Origin of the sequence: Flavobacterium sp. (assembly GCF_043780635.1) — a bacterium.
GTDB lineage: Bacteria > Bacteroidota > Bacteroidia > Flavobacteriales > Flavobacteriaceae > Flavobacterium.
Window position 1 is genome coordinate 21,398 of the sequence record NZ_JAYWCK010000044.1, and the last position, 18,098, is coordinate 39,495.

An 18,098-nucleotide genomic window follows, 5' to 3' on the forward strand; every position below is an offset into this window, starting at 1 on the left:
GTAAAAAATAAAAAGTAAGTTTAAGTTACTTTTATCCGAAAAAAAACAAAATATGAAAGGAGTATTATTAGTAAATCTTGGTTCCCCTGAAAGTCCAACCGCAAAAGATGTAAAACCGTATTTAGACGAATTTTTAATGGACAAATACGTGATTGACGTTCCGTTTTTATTGCGAGCATTGTTAGTTCGTGGAATAATTCTTCAAACAAGACCTAAAAAATCAGCTGCAGCTTATGCCAAAATTTGGTGGGATGAAGGTTCTCCTCTTGTGGTGATTTCTAAAAGAATGCACGAAAAAGTTAAAAAGTTGGCTAAAATTCCCGTTTCATTGGCTATGCGTTATGGAAAACCATCCCTTTTATCTGGATTACAGGAATTACACGACAAAGGCATAGACGAAGTATTGCTTTTTCCGATGTATCCGCAACACGCTATGGCTTCAACTACGACCATTTTAGAATTAGCGGAAGACTTGCGTAAAAAACATTTCCCGGAAATGAAATTTACAATAGTTCCTGCTTTTTATAACAAGCCCGATTATTTAAAAAATCTTGCAGATTCTATTAAATCCCATCTGGAAGGTTTTGATTATGATCATTTATTATTCTCTTATCACGGAATCCCAGAGCGTCATATTCGCAAAACGGATATCACCAACTCTCATTGCAAAATTGATGGTTCTTGTTGCAACACGCCTTCTCCAGCACACGAATTTTGTTACCGCCACCAATGTTATGAAACTACAAAACAAGTAGTGAAACTTTTAGGAATCCCAGAAGGGAAATACAGCCAAACTTTCCAATCTCGTTTGGCAGGAGACAAATGGCTTACGCCTTACACCGATGTTGAAGTAAACAAAATGCCAGAGAAAGGAATTAAAAACCTAGCAGTTGTTACGCCTGCTTTTGTTTCAGATTGTCTAGAAACATTGGAAGAAATTGCAATGGAAGCCAATCACCAATTCAAGGAACACGGAGGGGAAAATTTTATAGCGATTCCTTGCTTGAACGATGATGATGAATGGTGTAAAACGGTAGCAAATTGGATTGAAGAATGGTCAAACCTCAAATAATAAGAAGAAGCTGAAAATAAATAATTTTTACTTTAATGGCGGTTACTGCTGAAGAATTAGGAACACTTGACATAAAAAAACTCTTGATAAATCAGGCAGTTCCTGCTTCTATTGGAATTTTATTTATGTCAGTGAATGTCTTAATAGATACCATTTTTGTTGGTCAGTGGATTGGCTCAATAGCCATTGCCGCGTTAACTGTAGTTTTACCGATTACTTTTCTGATTTCTTCTTTGGGAATGGCTATTGGAGTTGGAGGAGGTTCTGTTCTCTCCAGAGCTTTGGGAGCAAATAATAGAGAAAAAGCATTATCAACTTTTGGCAATCAAATTATGATGACGTTGCTCTTAGCTGTGTTTTTTGTTTTAGTTGGCCTTTTCTTTAGTGATAAAATGCTGCTGCTTTTTGGCGCAAAAGGAGCTATTATGGAGCCTGCAAAAGAATTTTTTATTCCAATCATTATCAGTGTTCCTTTTTTAGCGCTTTGTATGATGGGAAATAACATCATTCGTGCAGAAGGAAAAGCTAAATTTGCGATGGTGGCAATGATTGTTCCTGCATTTTTTAATATAATCTTTGATATTATTTTTATTAAATATATGAATTTAGGAATCTTTGGGGCAGCATTGGCAACAGCCATTTCCTACTTCATGTGTTTTGTATTTGTCTTGTGGTTTTTTATCTTTAGAAGTGAATTAAATCTCAAAATTCGTTATTTCAAATTTAATTTTCCCATTATAAAAGAAATCACTAAACTGAGCATTGTAACTTTCTCGAGACAAGGAGTGGTCAGCATCTTGGCGATCATTATAAATCACAATTTATATGCTCATGGAGGTGAAAATGCAATTGTTGTGTATGGAATTATCAGCAGAATGTTAATGTTTGCTTTGTTTCCAATTCTGGGAATTACACAAGGTTTTTTGCCGATTGCCGGATTTAATTATGGTGCGGGAAATTACGAACGTGTAAATAAAAGTGTCACAATTTCTATTAAATATGCAGCCATTCTGGCAACACTAACATTTATTTTGATTTTTGTTTTTGCAAAACCAATAGTTACCATTTTCACAACAAACCCAAAAGTAATTGCCGACACACCCGAAGCTTTGCGGTGGGTTTTTGCCGCCTCACCAATTATTGCCATACAATTAATTGGCGCTGCCTATTTTCAGGCTGCGGGAAAAGCAAGAAAAGCATTGTTACTAACTTTAAGCAAACAAGGTTTTTTCTTAATCCCTTTAGTGCTTATTTTACCTAATTTTATGGGCGTCTTCGGCGTATGGATTTCGTTTCCAATTGCTGATGTATTGTCGACCATATTAACGGGGATTTTTTTAAAAAGAGAAATGAATTTGCATTTAATAAATACCAACGATGGAATATTATAATTACCTAAAATCCCTTCACCTCATCTTTGTAATCACTTGGTTTGCCGGACTTTTTTATATTGTTCGCTTGTTTGTTTACCAAATAGAAGCCAACGATAAACCTTCGCCTGAAAAGGAAATTCTGCAAAAACAATTCAAAATAATGACCTATCGTTTGTGGTATATCATCACTTGGCCTAGCGCAGTTTTGGCTAGTATTTTTGCGTTTTGGATGTTGTTTTTTACGGATATTGGTAACGCTTGGTTGCAAATGCCTTGGATGCACGTGAAACTTGGCTTTGTTTTTGCGCTGTATCTATACCATTATAAATGCCATAGAATATTCAGGGAATTGCAAAACGACGAAGTAAAATACTCTACAAATTATATGCGTTTGTGGAACGAAGGGGCTACAATTATTTTATTTGCTGTAGTGTTTTTGGTCATTCTGAAAAATGCCGTAAACTGGATTTATGGAGTTATCGGAATTATGCTTTTTTCGATTTTGATTATGCTTGGCTTTAAGTTTTACAAAAGAATTCGAGAAAAAAACAAATCCTAAATATGTTAAACGGCTTCAAGATATCGATGCTTTCATTACAAATTAGGATTTTCCTTTCGATGATTGTATTGATTATTGTAGCGTCGATATTATTAGCCACAATTTCGATTTTTCAATTCAAAAACGAAGCTAAACAGTACCATCAGGAAAGACTGGATCGCAAGGAAGACGCCATAAAAGAGAATATCAATTATGTGCTTTCAAACACTACTTATCCGCTTACGCCAAATAATCTTTCGTTGATTTTTAAGGATAAAATTCACGAATTATCTGATATTCACAATCTTGAAATAAATATTTACAGCTTGGACGGAAAGCTTTTAAAATCATCGAAATCAAATTTTTCTATTGATCCAGTTGCTCCACCAATTCCAAAATACATCATAAAACTCGTCCAATCTTCTATCGAAAAACGATATGTTGACATCAAAAATATAGACGGAGAAAAAAACCGCTCTTCTTATAGTTTGATAAAAGACGACAAATTTAAGCCATTGGGAATTTTGAATTTACCTTATGTCGAAGATGACAGTTATTATCAAACCGAATTGCAAAATTTCTTGATTCGATTAGCACAAGTTTATTCTTTTATGCTTTTGGTCGCATTTGCTGTTGCTTATTTTCTTTCGTCTTATATTACAAAATCATTGAAGACCATTTCTGATAAATTGAGCGAAACAAGTTTGAACCAAAAAAATGAGAAAATTGTTCTCGAAGCCAGCAGTAAAGAAATCAATCTTTTGATAAAAGCTTACAATGCAATGGTCGATGAATTGGAAGAAAGTGCGCTTAAATTAGCCCAAAGCGAACGGGAAGAAGCCTGGCAGGAAATGGCAAAACAAGTGGCACACGAAATCAAAAATCCGCTTACGCCAATGCGATTGACAGTGCAAAGTTTTCAGAGAAAGTTTGACCCAAACGACCCCAACCTCAAACAGAAAATCAACGATTATTCCGAAACTTTGATACAACAAATTGACACTATGAGTTCAGTAGCTTCAGCATTTTCTAACTTTGCGTCAATGCCAGCACAACAAAATGAAACACTTAATGTGGTTGATGTTGTAGAATTGACAATGGATATTTTTAATGAAGAATACATAGTTTTTAAAGCGGAAGAAGAAGAGATTATTTCGAAAATTGACCGGACGCAACTCATCCGAATCATTACCAATTTGGTCAAAAATGCCATTCAGTCCATTCCGGAAAATCAAGATAATAAAGCAATATCTGTTACTATAAAAAAAGAAAACAACAATGTATTAATCACTGTTGCGGACAACGGAATTGGAATAGCAGAAGAAGATTTCAATCGGATTTTTGAACCAAAATTCACCACAAAAACAAGTGGAATGGGATTGGGTCTTGGCATCATCAAAAACATTATCGAAAATTATAAAGGAACAATTACGTTCGAATCACAAAAAGGAAAAGGAACAACATTTATTGTTTCTCTTCCAATAATAAATACATAAAAACTGAATTATGGCACTAGAAAACATCATCTTGGAACACGAAAAAGGCATTGCAACTATTTTCATCAATCGTCCGGAAAAGTTAAATGCCTTAAACAGAGCAACAATTCAAGAGTTGCACGAAACCTTAAAATTAGTCGATGAAAATCACGATGTTCGAGTAATTATCATAACCGGAAGTGGAGAAAAAGCTTTTGTGGCGGGTGCCGATATTTCTGAATTTGCGCATTTCACATCCATTGAAGGTTCACAATTAGCGGCTCAAGGACAGAAAACATTATTCGACTTTATAGAAAATATGAAAACTCCTGTAATTGCTGCCATTAATGGATTTGCTCTTGGTGGTGGACTAGAATTGGCGATGGCTTGTCATTTCAGGATTGCTTCCGAGAATGCCAAAATGGGTTTGCCAGAAACTTCACTTGGTGTTATTCCGGGTTACGGAGGAACGCAACGCTTGCCTCAAATTATTGGCAAAGGTCGTGCAATGGAAATGATTATGACTGCCGGAATGATTGATGCTGAAACAGCAAAAATATACGGATTAGTCAATCACGTGGTGCCACAAACTGATTTGTTTTCGACTTATATGACAATTGCCACAAGAATTATGAAAAATTCTCCAGTTGCAATTACCAAAGCCATTGAAGCTATAAACGCCAACTATATCTCGGGTGTAAATGGATTTGATGTCGAAATTAACGCTTTTGGCTATTGTTTCGCCACCGAAGATTTCAAGGAAGGAACAACCGCGTTTTTGGAGAAAAGGAAAGCGGAGTTTAAAGGGAAATAATAATTAAATAATCAATAAATAAAGATAACCTTATGCCCTTCCAGCCTGTATTTGCCCAATTCTGGGAAAAAGTAAAAGAAAGCATCGAAAATAAAACTTATGCCAAATTAACTTTGGCAAAAACCATTGGCGACACAGAATTGAAAAATATTTATGTGCGTCCCGTGTTGAATGATGACGTTTTCAGCCTTTCGATTACAGCACGCTATAAAACTGAAGAAGTAGAAAGTTTCCATTCGCTGGAAGAAGCTTTTTTTGTTTTAGCACCGTATATGAATAATCCGTTTCTAACTGCGTTATTGTTTACTACAGAGAATGATATTACTTTTAAACTCAATAAAAAGCGTATAGGAAGCATTATTGAGCAAGCTCCAACTTTTAAAAATGCTTCGGATGTGATTTTAGAAATGAAGGAAAAAGGAATTTGATTGCTAATTTTTGATTAACGATTGCTGATTTTTGATTTTAAAACCAGTACCCAAGAAACATCTGAAATCTAAAATCTTAAATCCTACTTCTCCCCGTCCCATTCCGCATAAAATTGCGAAAGGAAGGTCATCATAAATTGATGTCTATCTTTAGCCATTTGCTTACCAGTTTCAGTATTCATTTTGTCCTTTAAAAGCAATAGTTTTTCGTAGAAATGATTCAATGTTGGTGCTTCACTATTTTTGTATTCTTCTTTGCTCATTCTAAGATTTGGAGCAATTTTCGGATTAAATATGGGCCTGTTTTTGAAACCTCCATAATTGAAAGCTCTTGCTATTCCAATGGCACCAATAGCATCCAAACGATCTGCGTCTTGAACGATATCCAATTCGACAGATGAGAATGTCTTTTCTGAGTTTCCGCCTTTAAAAGAGATGTTTTCTATTATGTTTATGACATGCTGGATTGTGCCTTCGTCAAGATTTTCGCTTTCGAGAAATTCGCGCGCTATTTTGGGTCCAATTGATTCGTCTCCATTATGAAATTTACTATCGGCAATATCGTGAAGCAATGCTCCAAGTTTCACAACAGTAATGTCACAAACTTCGTGGTCAGAGATTGATACTGCGTTTTTAAACACTCTTTCTATATGAAACCAGTCGTGTCCGCCTTCGGCATTTTCCAGTTTTTCCTTTACAAAAAGTATCGTTTTATTGACTATATTTTCGTTACTCATAGCGATTAAGAATTAAAAAATGTTGAATCTTAAAGTTATTCCTCTTCAAAATTCAACATTTAAAATTTGGCAGAATTAAATTCTTGCAGGTTCAACCCATTTAAAAATAAATGATTCTTGAGGTATAACTAATCTCTCTGAAATTCTTGCCATTCTTGCAGGCAATTTCATTAAATAATCCCTTGCTTTTTCTGCTTCATCGGTTAAGCCTGAAATTTTATCGATCTGCCATTTTTCGATTAATTTTTGCATAATGTCAACATAGTCGCTCGCGGTATAAACCCCAATTCGCTGTGCTGAATCTGAAAAATGTTCGAAAGCAGAACTGATTTTTTGTCCTGATTCTCTTAAGAAATGCGCTGGCATCACAATTTTAGCTTTCATCATATATTGAAAAGCAAGCATCATTTCACTTGGGTCAATTTTGAAAATCTGATTGACAAATTCGCTATAAGCTAGGTGATGACGCATCTCGTCGCCCGCAATCATTTTGCACATTTTGGCTAATTTAGTGTCACCATAACTCTTTGCTAATTGCGAAACTCTATTATGAGAAACATAAGTCGCTAATTCCTGAAAACTAGTATACACAAAGTTTTTATAGGGATCTCTTCCGGTTCCAATGTCAAAACCATCGTTTATTAAATGTTGAGTAGTCATTTCTATCTCGCGCATATTTACTCGTCCTGATAAATAAAGATATTTATTGAGTAAATCACCGTGACGATTTTCTTCTCCCGTCCACTGACGAACCCATTTAGCCCAACCGTTTCTTTCCAGGTTATCAACACCTTCCACTTCCATCAACCAGTTTTCGTAGGTTGGTAAAGCTTCTTCGGTTATCATATCTCCAACCATCGCAACCCAAAAGTCATAAGGTAAATCTTTTGAAATTTCCCTTAATTCTTTTACATCTTCAAGAAAATTATCGCTTTCTGAATTGGGCAAAAAATCAGATGGTTGCCAAATTTTTTCAACCGGAATTAGATATTGGTCAACATAACTGCTGACGTTTTTTTCTAGAAGTTGCATTACTTCTAATCGAATATTTTTTATTGACATATTTAATTTATTTCGGATATTGGAGTATTGGATTTGCCCCAAACATACACAATTTATTATTAATTTAAACTTTTATTCCTTGAACAATAGCACTTTCTGTTTTTTCCATTATTTCTTCAAAGGCATAATTCTCGACTGCTAAAGCCTTATGAATAGTAAAAGTAATGTGATTACCTAAACCATACGGGAAACCGCCAAATTTAAAAAACTTCCAGGAATTATTGATACTTATTGGTACAACATAAGCTGAAGGCGCATATTTACACAATATTTTCAAGCCGCTTTGTGCAAATTCCTTCGGTTTTCCTGTTTTACTTCTTGTTCCTTCCGGAAAAATTACCGCCGATCGCTTATACTTTTCTATATATTTAGCCAATTCTTTAATTATTGGAATGGCTGTTTTAGGTTCTTTCCTGTCTATAAGTACAGAGCCACCGTGTCGTAAATTATAGGAAACACTTGGAATGCCTTTCCCTAATTCAACTTTGCTTACAAATTTCGGATGAAATTTTCTCAAAAACCAAATCATTCCAATAATATCATACATTCCTTGATGGTTTGCTACAAAAATGATTGGAACTCCAATTGGAATGCTTTCCCTGCCTTCTATTTTAAAATTATTAAACAAAACGTGTCCAATTCTTAACAAGATGAAGTTCATATAATCAACACTTTTTTTATGGGCTTGGTAACCAAAGACGTTGAAGCAAACCCACTGGATGGGATGAAAAACAATTATTGTTAAAAGGAATAACAGAATTGCAATAAAGGATATGGGGTAAGATATAATTTTTTGCATTATGTAATTTTTGTTTGCAAAAATAGGAAATATATTTTTGTTAGTTGGTGTTTGCAAAAATGCTAATGTATTATTAACACTGCTTTTTCAATTAAAAAATGGTGATTTTATAGAAAATGAGGGATCATTAGGTTCGATAAATTAAACTTTTATTCCTTCTACAATAGCCTTTTCTGTTTTTTCTATTAACTCATCAAAAGAAAAATCACTTACTTTCAATGGTTTATGCACTGTAAAAATAAGATGATGTCCCACACTTAACGGAAAATAACCGTATTGATACACTTTCCAAGAATTGTTAATACTTATAGGAACCACGTAGGCTGATGGCGCATATTTACATAATATTTTTAACCCACTTTGTGCAAACTCGTTTGGTATTCCTGTTTTACTTCTTGTTCCTTCAGGAAAAATAACCGCTGAACGTTTTTCTTTTTCGATATATTCTGCAAGAGATTTAATTTTTGGAATAGCTTGCTTAGGATTACTTCTATCGATAAGCACATATTTGCTGTGACGTAAATTATATGAAATAGCCGGTATTCCTTTTCCCAATTCTTTTTTAGTAACAAAAGCAACATAAAAACGTCTCAAATACCAAATGATTCCAGCTGTATCCAATAGACTTTGATGATTTGACACGAATATAATAGGGACATTTTTGGGAATCAATTCTCTGTTTTCGAAAGTATATCTGATTCCTAAAATATGCGTGCATTTTAAACTAAAGTAAGCCACATAATCAAAGGAAACTTTTAATCCTTGGTCGCCAAAAAGCTTAAAAGCAACCCACTGAATAGGATGAATAGTGCACAAAACCACTAAATAAGCAAAATAGTATAGTAGTGTTATGGGATATAATAAAATTTTTTTCATTTTTTTAAAATTACACACAAAAGTAATAAATAAATATAGCGATCGATTTTAATCCTAAACAATAATGCCATTTAGGGTTTAATTGTACCTTTGCCTTTCAAAAAATTACGGACATCTTCATATAATGAACTTCACTTATCCAAAAAACGAAAAGCTAAAAAGTAAAATCACGATAGATTTGCTTTTTTCCAAAGGCAAATCTGTCTCCAAATATCCTTTGAGACTGGTTTACGTGGAAAGTGATTATGGCATTCCCGAAGATTCAGAACAAAAACTAAAAATAGGCGTTTCAGTTTCCAAGAAATACTTCAAACACGCCGTGGATCGAAATTATTTCAAAAGAGTCCTTCGTGAAACGTATCGATTGAACAAACATTTACTCGTTGATAATCTGGACAAAAAGTATGCGTTTATGTTTTTTTATCAAACCAAAGACCGCTTGACTTATGAAGAAATCAATACCAAGACCATACAATTGTTTGAAAAGTTTGTTCACCAAATAAAAAACGAAGAATAGTATAGGTTTTTTTCATACGAATTTTCATTATTTTTACGTTTCATTATTCTAAACCAAATCCTTATGAAAACCGTTCTCTTATTTTTGATGTTTCTTTTGTCATCGTCTAGTTGCAAAAAAGCTGAAGCTGAAGATATGTCAATATCAGCTATGAAACTTCCTTCGAAAGAAAAGGCTTCGGCAAATGACAATTATGCCGCTCTCGATGCTCCTCAAAAAACTGAAGACAAAAATATTGAACAAAAAATCATTAAAACGGGTAATCTTCGGTTTGAAACCAATGATTTAGAAGCCACATACAGTCAAATTCAATCGGCTGTTAAAAGTCATAATGCTATTATTCAAAATGATACCGAAGGAAAAAATTATGAATCAGTTTTTAAAAACATTACTGTTCGTGTTCCTAGTAAAAACTTCGATTTGTTTTTAAAAGACATTTCAAAAGGTGTCGCTTATTTTGACAACAAAGAAATTTCATCACAAGATGTAACCGAAGAATACATTGATATTGATGCCCGATTAAAAGCAAAAAAAGTATTAGAAGTTCGCTATCTTGAACTTTTGAAAAAAGCAAACAAGGTTACGGAAATGTTGGAAATCGAAAAACAACTTTCTGCCATTCGTGAAGAAATTGAAGCCAAAGAAGGACAATTGCGTTATATGCAAAGCCAGATTTCAATGAGTACGATAACTATTGAATTTTATAAAACTGTTGCCAATGAAGGTGGCGCGACAATTTCATATGGTTCAAAAATTTGGAATGCAATAAAATCTGGATTTAATGGAATTTCAAGTTTCTTCATTGGATTATTAACTATATGGCCTTTTCTGATTATTTTAGCAACAGGATTTTATTTTATTAGAAAAAGATTTAAGAAAAAAACCAAATAGATATGACTTCTCCATTCAAAAAAAAATTCATACTTCCAGCCATAGCTACGGCATTTTTGTTTGTAGGCGTTAGTTTCAAAGACGATTTTTTTGAAATTGCCAAACAAGTAGAAATATTCACAACGCTTTTTAAAGAGCTGAATAAAAACTATGTCGACGAAACAAACCCGGGTGATTTAATGGACAAAGCCATTAAGGGAATGCTGGCCAGCCTTGATCCTTACACGGTATATTTCAATGAGCAAGATGTTGTTAAATTTAAAATTAATAACACTGGCGAATATACAGGTATTGGTGCGCTGATTACTCGAAAAGAGAACAAATTAATCATTAGGGAACCCTATAAAAACTTCCCTGCAGACAAAGCTGGACTTAAAGCCGGCGACGAAATTATTCAAATAGGGGATATACTTTTGTCTGACTTCAAGGATGATGCTTCACAGCTTTTTAGAGGAGCAAAAAACACTAAAGTTGAGGTCAAATACATTCGCCAAGGTAAAACAAACACTACACAAATTGTTCTTGATGAAGTCGCTATAAAATCGGTACCGTTTTTTGGAAAAATTGACGAAAAAACCGGTTATATTGTTTTGTCTCATTTTAACCAAAAAGCCTCGCTAGAAACCAAGGATGCATTGGAGAAATTAAAAAGAGATGGGGCAGAAAGAATTATCCTGGATTTAAGGGGAAATCCCGGAGGGCTTTTGAATGAAGCAGTTAATATTTGCAATTTATTTGTTCCAAAAAACGAAATAATAGTAACCACAAAATCAAAAATTGAGAAGCACAATAATACTTATAAAACCTCGAAAGAACCTTTAGATACTGAAATTCCATTAGTAATTCTTGTCAACGGAAAAAGTGCTTCGGCATCAGAAATTGTTTCAGGAGCTTTACAAGACTTAGATCGTGCGGTAATAATCGGTAGCCGAAGTTTTGGAAAGGGATTGGTACAAAGACCTGTAGATTTGACCTATGGAACCCAATTAAAAGTCACCATTTCTCGTTATTATACTCCTTCAGGAAGATGTATTCAAGCTTTGGATTATGCCCATAAAGACAAAAATGGAGTCGCCATAAAAACTGAAGCCAAGAATTATAACGCCTTCAAAACCCGAAAAGGAAGAACTGTTTATGATGGTGGAGGAATTCAGCCTGACATCGAATTAGAGGAAACGAAAACGAGTCCAATTACGGAAGCCTTGCAAAAAAACGACGGGATTTTTAATTATGTTACCAATTATTATTACAAAAATCCAAATTTAGGAAATCAAATTCCAACGTTCTCCGATGCAGATTTTCAAGATTTCAAACAATTTTTGAAAGCCGAAAAATACACTTTCGACACCGAAACGGAACTCGCTTTAAAAAACACTTTAGCTGTGGCCAAAAAAGAAAAAGTTGACGAAAGCATTAGCTCAGAATATCAACAATTACTATCCAAGCTTCAAAAAAGTGAAGACAACTCTTTGGATAAAAACCAAAAAGAAATTAAAAATTTAATTGTAGACGAAATCATTAAACGCTATCAATATCAAGAAGGATTGTATCAATATTATCTTAAAAATAACTCCGAAATCAAGAAAGCAGTTAGTCTCTTGAACAATAGTTCCGAATATAAAACTATTTTGAAAATGTGATGAAAAGAGGCTTCCTAATTCTACTTTTTTTATCAATTGGCTATCTATCGGCCCAAGAAAAGGCTGTCCAATCCGTATATTTTGAATTTGATAAATTCGCATTAAATAAAACCCAAATAAATTCAATTATTGATATTGTAAACTCAACTGAATTATCACAATATAATGCCATCCAACTCTATGGATATTGCGACGATAGAGGTAGCGAAGAGTATAACAACAAATTGTCCGAAAAAAGAGTGGCTACTGTTCAGAAAATTTTAATTTCCAATAACGTTCCTCTGTATAAAATTTTCATTTGCGAAGGCCGCGGAAGGGTAGTTTTGGACAAAGACACTGTGAAAAATTTGGAGAAAACGCGTTATAAAAACAGGCGAGTCGATTTAGTTTTTATCAAAAATACCGTGTATAATTTCTTTCCCGAAAACCCAAAAGTAGGTGATCTCATTATTCTAGACAAGATTCTGTTTGAGATGGGTTCGAGTGTTCTTTCGTTAAAAGCAAAAAAAGAATTGGATAGAACTGTTGTTATATTAGCAAAACACAAGTCGTTACGATTTGAAATTAAAGGTCACGTTTGTTGCACTTCAAGCAAATATTCTGATGGAATTGACCAAGAAACCCAAAATAGGGACCTTTCTGTAAATAGAGCCAAAAATGTGTTTAGCTATCTTCGATCCAAAGGAATAAGTCCGTATCGAATGGCTTATAAAGGCTATGGGAACCGTTTTCCGCTTGGCAAAGGAGATGACTTTGACAGAAGAGTAGAATTTCTTGTCACTAAATTATAATTACTCCTTTTTCATCTCAATATGCGGGATATCGTCTTCTAAATACATCTCGCTGGTTTGAACAAATCCGTGGCTTTCGTAGAATTTTTTTAAATACAATTGTGCTCCAATTGTGATTTTGCATTCGCCAAAATGAGATTTAATTCCTGCAATCGCTTCTCGCATTAAGTCATGACCCCATTTTCTGTCACGATAGTTTGCATCGACAGTCACTCTTCCAATTGAGGAATTATCAAAAGAAATACCCGCTTTGAAAATTCGTGAATAGGCCACAATCTTACCTTCGAATTCACCAAAAAGATGCAGCGCTAATTTATCTTTTCCGTCAAGATCAAGATAAACGCAGTTTTGTTCGACCACAAATATCTGACTTCTTAATCTCAGAATATCATAAAGTTCATTTACAGAAAGATTTTCGAAAGACTTTATTTTCCATTGTATTCCCATCTAACTAATTTTATTTTAAAACAATAATTGATTTTATAATTGACTCTAATTCGTGCATTAAATCTCGTTCTTCCTTTGAAGGCGAATAACAGAATCCTTCTAAAACCAAGATTCTATCGTGTTGCTTATCAACAATGGCATAATTGATGAAAGGTCCTGACATAAAATCATTTTTTAACTCCCAAGTTCCCTTGGTTTCGTAGGTTTCTTTTCCGTTTAATTTTACCTTGAAAAGATAAGGAGCATAGCCTTCTTCGGTAATCATATGGGTGTCGAGTTCTGTTCCGCGAATATACAAATCTCCAATAGAATCACGCATTTTTACAATATTTGCAACGCTATTTGGGTCTTTTTTAATAGAACTTATTGGAACCTGATAAATCAAAAGACTCGAATTTCCACTGACAATTTCTTTTTTAAGCCAAATAAAACTAGTGTCTTGAAGTACGTACAAATATCCGGATGGGACTTTTAAAGAAATATGAAATTTGTTTGCAATTGTTTGGGGATTGAGTAGTGACTGGCCGTTAATTCTTTGGCTTTCGACAATTTCCGTTTCTTTAATGGTTTGAATTATTTTGGGCGCATTTTTTTCAATAATTTTCAAAATCCCTGAACTTGTTTTCCCTGAAATATGAAACACGTTTTGGGGCGATGCATATTGGTTTTTCTTGATTACAAATTGATTTTTTTCTTCTTTTTTTACGACAATAATCGTCCGGCTGTCCGTCATAAATCCTTCCATCAATTTGACGGGATATTGGTTTATGGTAAAAAGAGGTTCTTCCTGCGGCAAACCTATTACGGGTGATGCAAACTTGTTTCGAATACTGTCGCCAATCTCGCCATTCCATAACTGATCGTCAATAATAACCGAAATAGTATTGATTTTTCCTGTCGCTTTCCGAGGTAAATTATCATTTTTCTTGGCACACGAAATAAAGAAGAAAGGAATAAGAAGAAATAGAAAATGGGCTTTATTCATTAAAATTCAATTTTAAAATAAAACCCAAATTTATAGAAGATTATTGTATTATCCGTTTATTTTTAGCTTCATTCCTGGTTTAAGGTCTTCAGCGCGTAAATCATTCCATTTTTTAATGTCCGAAATGGTTACGCCAGGATATTTCTTGGAAATGCTGTATAAAGAATCGCCTTTTTTTACTAAATAGTCGATGCCTTTGTTTTTTGAAACGGAAGCCAAATTTTCTTTTTTCTTGAATGATTCAGGAGTTTCTGCTTTAACAATTTCTAATTCGCTTTTAGCAACAATTAAACTACGTCCCAAAGCAATAGTATTGTCTTGCAAATTATTCCATTGTTTCAAATCGTCTAAAGAGCTTCCGAATTTTTTGGAAATACTGCCAAGATTGTCTCCTTTTTTAACGATATATTCTACGTTTTCCAACTTTGGAGCCATTGCTAACTCTTCTTTAGAATTCACTACATTATCAGAAACTTGCAATGACATTCCTAATTGGATTGAAGCATTAGAAAGATGATTCCATTCTTTTATTTCAGCCACAGAAACATTGTGGTTTTTAGCAATATTGCTTAAATTATCTCCTTTTTGAACCACATAATAAGCAGCAACATTAGATGATAAAGTATCTGTTTTTATGGATTTCTTTGTTTTATCTTCCTTACTGGTTTTAGCTTCTGAAGCCGCAATTTGTTGCTTATCCGTTTTAATTTCTATAGGAAGATTGTCGGTTTTTTGTTCTTTTTTAACAGTTTGAACAACGCTTTCGTTGGTAATGATTTTCAAGCTTTTGCCACGAGCAACAGAATTACTTTTTAATCTATTCCATTTTTTAATATCAGCAACGGTAACACTATATTTATCGGCGATTTCTCCCAAATTGTCTCCACGTTTTACAGTATAATATTTCGTTTTTGGAAGTGTAATTCGTTGTTGTGTGTAATTCAAAGTGTCTGTTGCGGCAATTGCTTTATTAACTTGAAATGGTCTTTCTCGTAAGTCTGATTCACGTTGTGCATACGCATAAATCTTGTCTTCGTTTGAAACAAAAACAGCTATTTTCTCCTGTGGTAATCTTAAAAAATGAGCTTGGTCTTGATAAAACGGAATTACGTTCAGTTTATAAGAAGGGTTCAAAAGTTGCAATTGTGCAACTGGAACATCTAACAAATCTGAGATTTGCTTGAACGACATCTGCTTTTTAATCATTACAGTGTCAGTGGCAAAATGCTTCACAATTGCTCTGTCTGGCTTGATTCCGTGTTCATTGTGATATTCATAAATGTACATCGTTGCCAAGAAAGCGGGAACGTATCCTTGAGTTTCTTTTGGTAAATTTTTTCTAATGTTCCAATAATTTTGTTGTCCACCAGAACGACGAATGGCTTTAGCAACATTTCCTGGTCCTGAATTATAAGATGCCAAAACCAAATCCCAATCGCCAAAAATTGCATACATATTAGTCATATATTGTGCCGCAGCATCGCTTGATTTAACAGGATCGCTTCGTTCGTCTACATAGGAATCAATCTTCAGATTGTATTGTTTGCCTGTTTGATACATAAATTGCCAAAGTCCGGTTGCTCCCATTCTAGAAACTGCTTTTGGGTTCAAGGCTGATTCTACTACTGCTAAATATTTTATCTCTAACGGCACGTTTTGTTTGGCCAAAGCCTCTTCAAACATTGGAAAATAATATTCTGAAATGGCCATTAACCTTCCAAACGATTTCTTTCTATTCTTTAAAAATGACTTGATGATATTTTCCAGACCGGGATTGTATTCAATGTTGAAAGGTGATTTTGCGTCCATTGCCGTTAGTCTTTCCTTCAGTAATTCAGTGGGCAACTCAAAATCAACTTTTTCGTCAATGTTAATGTTTTTTATATCATCAGAAATATCATTGTATATATCTAAATTGGCTAATTCCTTCAGCCATAAACTGTCTACGCAAGACGCCAAATCGTCTTTTACGAAAGTTTTTTTGATGGAATCTAAATAGAAATTTTTTATTTCAGTTTTTGCAAACCCATTGTTTTCAACAAATTTTTGCGAAAACATAGAAATCGAAACTAGTAGAAAAAACGACAGGGAAATGTTTTTTATATTCATATTTCTTTAATCAACTTACTATAATTCAAACGATTAAAAACAAATCGTTTTTGCAAACATAATACGTTATAACTAAAAATTTCAGTAAATATTGTTAAAAATGCAATATTTAGTCCAAAATAGCAGCTATTCCGGGTAAAATCCTACCCTCAAGCATCTCAAGCATAGCTCCTCCACCAGTTGAAACATAACTCACTTTGTCTTCAAAACCAAACTGTTTAACAGCTGCAACAGAATCGCCTCCGCCTACAAGCGAGAATGCTCCGTTTTCAGTTGCTTCAGCAATAAAATTGCCTAATTCTATGGTACCATTGGCAAAATTCGGCATTTCGAAAACGCCTAAAGGTCCGTTCCAAAGTATCGTTTTTGATTCTAAAATTACTTTTTTGAAGTTCTCCAATGATTTTGGTCCGGCATCCAATCCTTGCCATCCGTCAGGAATTTCACGAACATCAACAATTTTAGTATTGGCATCATTCGAAAAAGCATCTGCAGCAACAACATCCACAGGAATATGAATTTGAACTCCTTTTTCTTTGGCCAATCTCAAGATTTCCAATGCCAATTCTTGTTTATCGTCTTCACAAATGGACTCTCCAACTTTTCCGCCCAATGCTTTCACGAAAGTAAAAGTCATCCCGCCACCAATAATCATATGGTCAACTTTGTCCAGAATGTTTTCGATAACCGTTATTTTAGAAGACACTTTCGATCCTCCAAGAACTGCAGTAACTGGTTTCTGGGAATCTTTTAAAACTTTGTTCAAACTTTCGATTTCTTTTGCCAATAATAATCCAAAACATTTATCCTTTGGAAAAAACTGTGCAATTATGGTAGTTGATGCGTGTGCTCTGTGAGCTGTTCCAAAAGCATCGTTTACATATATATCTCCAAGAGAAGCTAATTTTTTTGCAAAATCAACATCTCCAGCTTCTTCTTCAGCATAAAAACGTAAGTTTTCCAATAATAAAATTTGTCCCGGTTGTAAATTATTTACCGCTTTCTCAGCTTCAGTTCCAATACAATCTGGCGAAAAATAAACCGTTTGTCCTAGAATTTCTGAAGTCTTTTTTACAATATGTCCTAATGAATATTTTCTTTCCAATCCTTTTGGTCTTCCTAGATGTGACATCAAAATCACGCTTCCTCCATCGGCAAGAATTTTATCAATTGTAGGTTTTGCCGCTTCGATTCGAGTGGCATCAGTTACATTAAAATTTTCGTCTAATGGCACATTGAAATCAACACGGATTATGGCTTTTTTGTTTTTGAAATCGAAATCGTTTATAGTTTTCATTGGTTGTGTTTTTAAATTTTTTGAAAGAAAAACAAATATAGAACTTTTAAGGAACTTAAAAATAAGAATAGTTTAAAAATTATAGCAATCTGATAACGAAAACGTTGTAATTTTATGTAATCATTGATTTTTTTAATTTTAGGTTAAAAAAATTATGTTTGTTTTAGTCTTTGTTTCTTAATCTGTATCGTGATTTTTATTACTTTGGATTTAGATCGCCCAAGAAGGGGATTAATTAAACTAGACA

18 protein-coding genes are annotated in these 18,098 nt (G+C 34.0%); 10 read left to right on the plus strand and 8 right to left on the minus strand.

Annotation, left to right across the window (positions count from 1 at the left end):
* Window positions 1–52: 52 nt before the first annotated feature.
* From hemH to ACH2BV_RS04335, 6 genes are read left to right on the plus strand one after another with little or no spacing between them, the layout of a single operon-like run.
* A complete protein-coding gene (gene hemH, locus ACH2BV_RS04310; protein ID WP_395049491.1) occupies window positions 53–1,072 on the plus strand; it encodes a ferrochelatase in 1,020 nt (339 codons plus the stop codon).
* A 35-nt stretch (window positions 1,073–1,107) separates the two neighbouring features.
* Window positions 1,108–2,463, plus strand: coding sequence for an MATE family efflux transporter (locus ACH2BV_RS04315; RefSeq protein ID WP_395049492.1), 1,356 nt, complete (start codon window positions 1,108–1,110; stop codon window positions 2,461–2,463).
* The gene (locus ACH2BV_RS04320) at window positions 2,450–3,004 is read left to right on the plus strand and encodes a CopD family protein (RefSeq protein WP_395049493.1); all 555 of its coding nucleotides are present in this window, start codon (window positions 2,450–2,452) and stop codon (window positions 3,002–3,004) included. The genes ACH2BV_RS04315 and ACH2BV_RS04320 overlap by 14 nt, the downstream gene beginning before the upstream one ends.
* Window positions 3,005–3,006: 2 nt before the next feature.
* Complete coding sequence (locus ACH2BV_RS04325) at window positions 3,007–4,479, plus strand: sensor histidine kinase (RefSeq protein WP_395049494.1); 1,473 nt, start codon at window positions 3,007–3,009, stop codon at window positions 4,477–4,479.
* A gap of 10 nt (window positions 4,480–4,489) precedes the next feature.
* On the plus strand, window positions 4,490–5,272 hold the full coding sequence (locus tag ACH2BV_RS04330; protein WP_395049495.1) for an enoyl-CoA hydratase/isomerase family protein: 783 nt from the start codon (window positions 4,490–4,492) through the stop codon (window positions 5,270–5,272).
* Between the two features lie 32 nt (window positions 5,273–5,304).
* On the plus strand, window positions 5,305–5,700 hold the full coding sequence (locus tag ACH2BV_RS04335) for a hypothetical protein (protein WP_395049496.1): 396 nt from the start codon (window positions 5,305–5,307) through the stop codon (window positions 5,698–5,700).
* An 83-nt stretch (window positions 5,701–5,783) separates the two neighbouring features.
* Here the strand turns inward: ACH2BV_RS04335 and ACH2BV_RS04340 are convergent, their stop codons facing one another.
* From ACH2BV_RS04340 to ACH2BV_RS04355, 4 genes are all read right to left on the minus strand, one after another.
* Window positions 5,784–6,437: an HD domain-containing protein gene (locus ACH2BV_RS04340; protein WP_395049497.1), complete on the minus strand. Its 654-nt coding sequence runs from the start codon at window positions 6,435–6,437 to the stop codon at window positions 5,784–5,786.
* 75 nt (window positions 6,438–6,512) lie between these two features.
* Window positions 6,513–7,499, minus strand: a complete 987-nt coding sequence (locus ACH2BV_RS04345; RefSeq protein ID WP_395049498.1) for an acyl-ACP desaturase — start codon at window positions 7,497–7,499, stop codon at window positions 6,513–6,515.
* Window positions 7,500–7,563: 64 nt separating this feature from the next.
* The gene (locus ACH2BV_RS04350) at window positions 7,564–8,298 is read right to left on the minus strand and encodes a lysophospholipid acyltransferase family protein (protein WP_395049499.1); all 735 of its coding nucleotides are present in this window, start codon (window positions 8,296–8,298) and stop codon (window positions 7,564–7,566) included.
* 141 nt (window positions 8,299–8,439) lie between these two features.
* Window positions 8,440–9,174, minus strand: coding sequence for a lysophospholipid acyltransferase family protein (locus tag ACH2BV_RS04355; RefSeq protein ID WP_395049500.1), 735 nt, complete (start codon window positions 9,172–9,174; stop codon window positions 8,440–8,442).
* 124 nt (window positions 9,175–9,298) lie between these two features.
* On the opposite strand from ACH2BV_RS04355, the gene rnpA reads away from it, so the two are divergent.
* The 4 genes from rnpA to ACH2BV_RS04375 all read left to right on the plus strand — a co-directional run bounded on the left by rnpA (window position 9,299) and on the right by ACH2BV_RS04375 (window position 13,013).
* Window positions 9,299–9,691, plus strand: coding sequence for a ribonuclease P protein component (rnpA, locus tag ACH2BV_RS04360; RefSeq protein ID WP_395049501.1), 393 nt, complete (start codon window positions 9,299–9,301; stop codon window positions 9,689–9,691).
* Between the two features lie 63 nt (window positions 9,692–9,754).
* Window positions 9,755–10,582, plus strand: a complete 828-nt coding sequence (locus ACH2BV_RS04365; RefSeq protein WP_395049502.1) for a DUF4349 domain-containing protein — start codon at window positions 9,755–9,757, stop codon at window positions 10,580–10,582.
* A gap of 2 nt (window positions 10,583–10,584) precedes the next feature.
* Entirely contained in the window at window positions 10,585–12,222 is a 1,638-nt protein-coding gene (locus ACH2BV_RS04370; protein ID WP_395049503.1) for a S41 family peptidase, read from the plus strand.
* Window positions 12,222–13,013, plus strand: coding sequence for an OmpA family protein (locus tag ACH2BV_RS04375; protein ID WP_395049504.1), 792 nt, complete (start codon window positions 12,222–12,224; stop codon window positions 13,011–13,013). Before ACH2BV_RS04370 ends, ACH2BV_RS04375 begins: the two co-directional genes overlap by 1 nt.
* Here ACH2BV_RS04375 and ACH2BV_RS04380 read toward each other — a convergent pair whose 3' ends face one another.
* From ACH2BV_RS04380 to ACH2BV_RS04395, 4 genes are all read right to left on the minus strand, one after another.
* Entirely contained in the window at window positions 13,014–13,460 is a 447-nt protein-coding gene (locus ACH2BV_RS04380; RefSeq protein ID WP_395049505.1) for a GNAT family N-acetyltransferase, read from the minus strand.
* Between the two features lie 10 nt (window positions 13,461–13,470).
* Entirely contained in the window at window positions 13,471–14,445 is a 975-nt protein-coding gene (locus ACH2BV_RS04385; protein WP_395049506.1) for a DUF4837 family protein, read from the minus strand.
* A gap of 48 nt (window positions 14,446–14,493) precedes the next feature.
* Window positions 14,494–16,554 (minus strand): LysM peptidoglycan-binding domain-containing protein, encoded by a 2,061-nt coding sequence (locus ACH2BV_RS04390; protein ID WP_395049507.1) that lies wholly within the window; start codon window positions 16,552–16,554, stop codon window positions 14,494–14,496.
* A gap of 109 nt (window positions 16,555–16,663) precedes the next feature.
* A complete protein-coding gene (locus tag ACH2BV_RS04395; protein ID WP_395049508.1) occupies window positions 16,664–17,851 on the minus strand; it encodes a phosphoglycerate kinase in 1,188 nt (395 codons plus the stop codon).
* Between the last annotated feature and the right edge of the window lie 247 nt (window positions 17,852–18,098).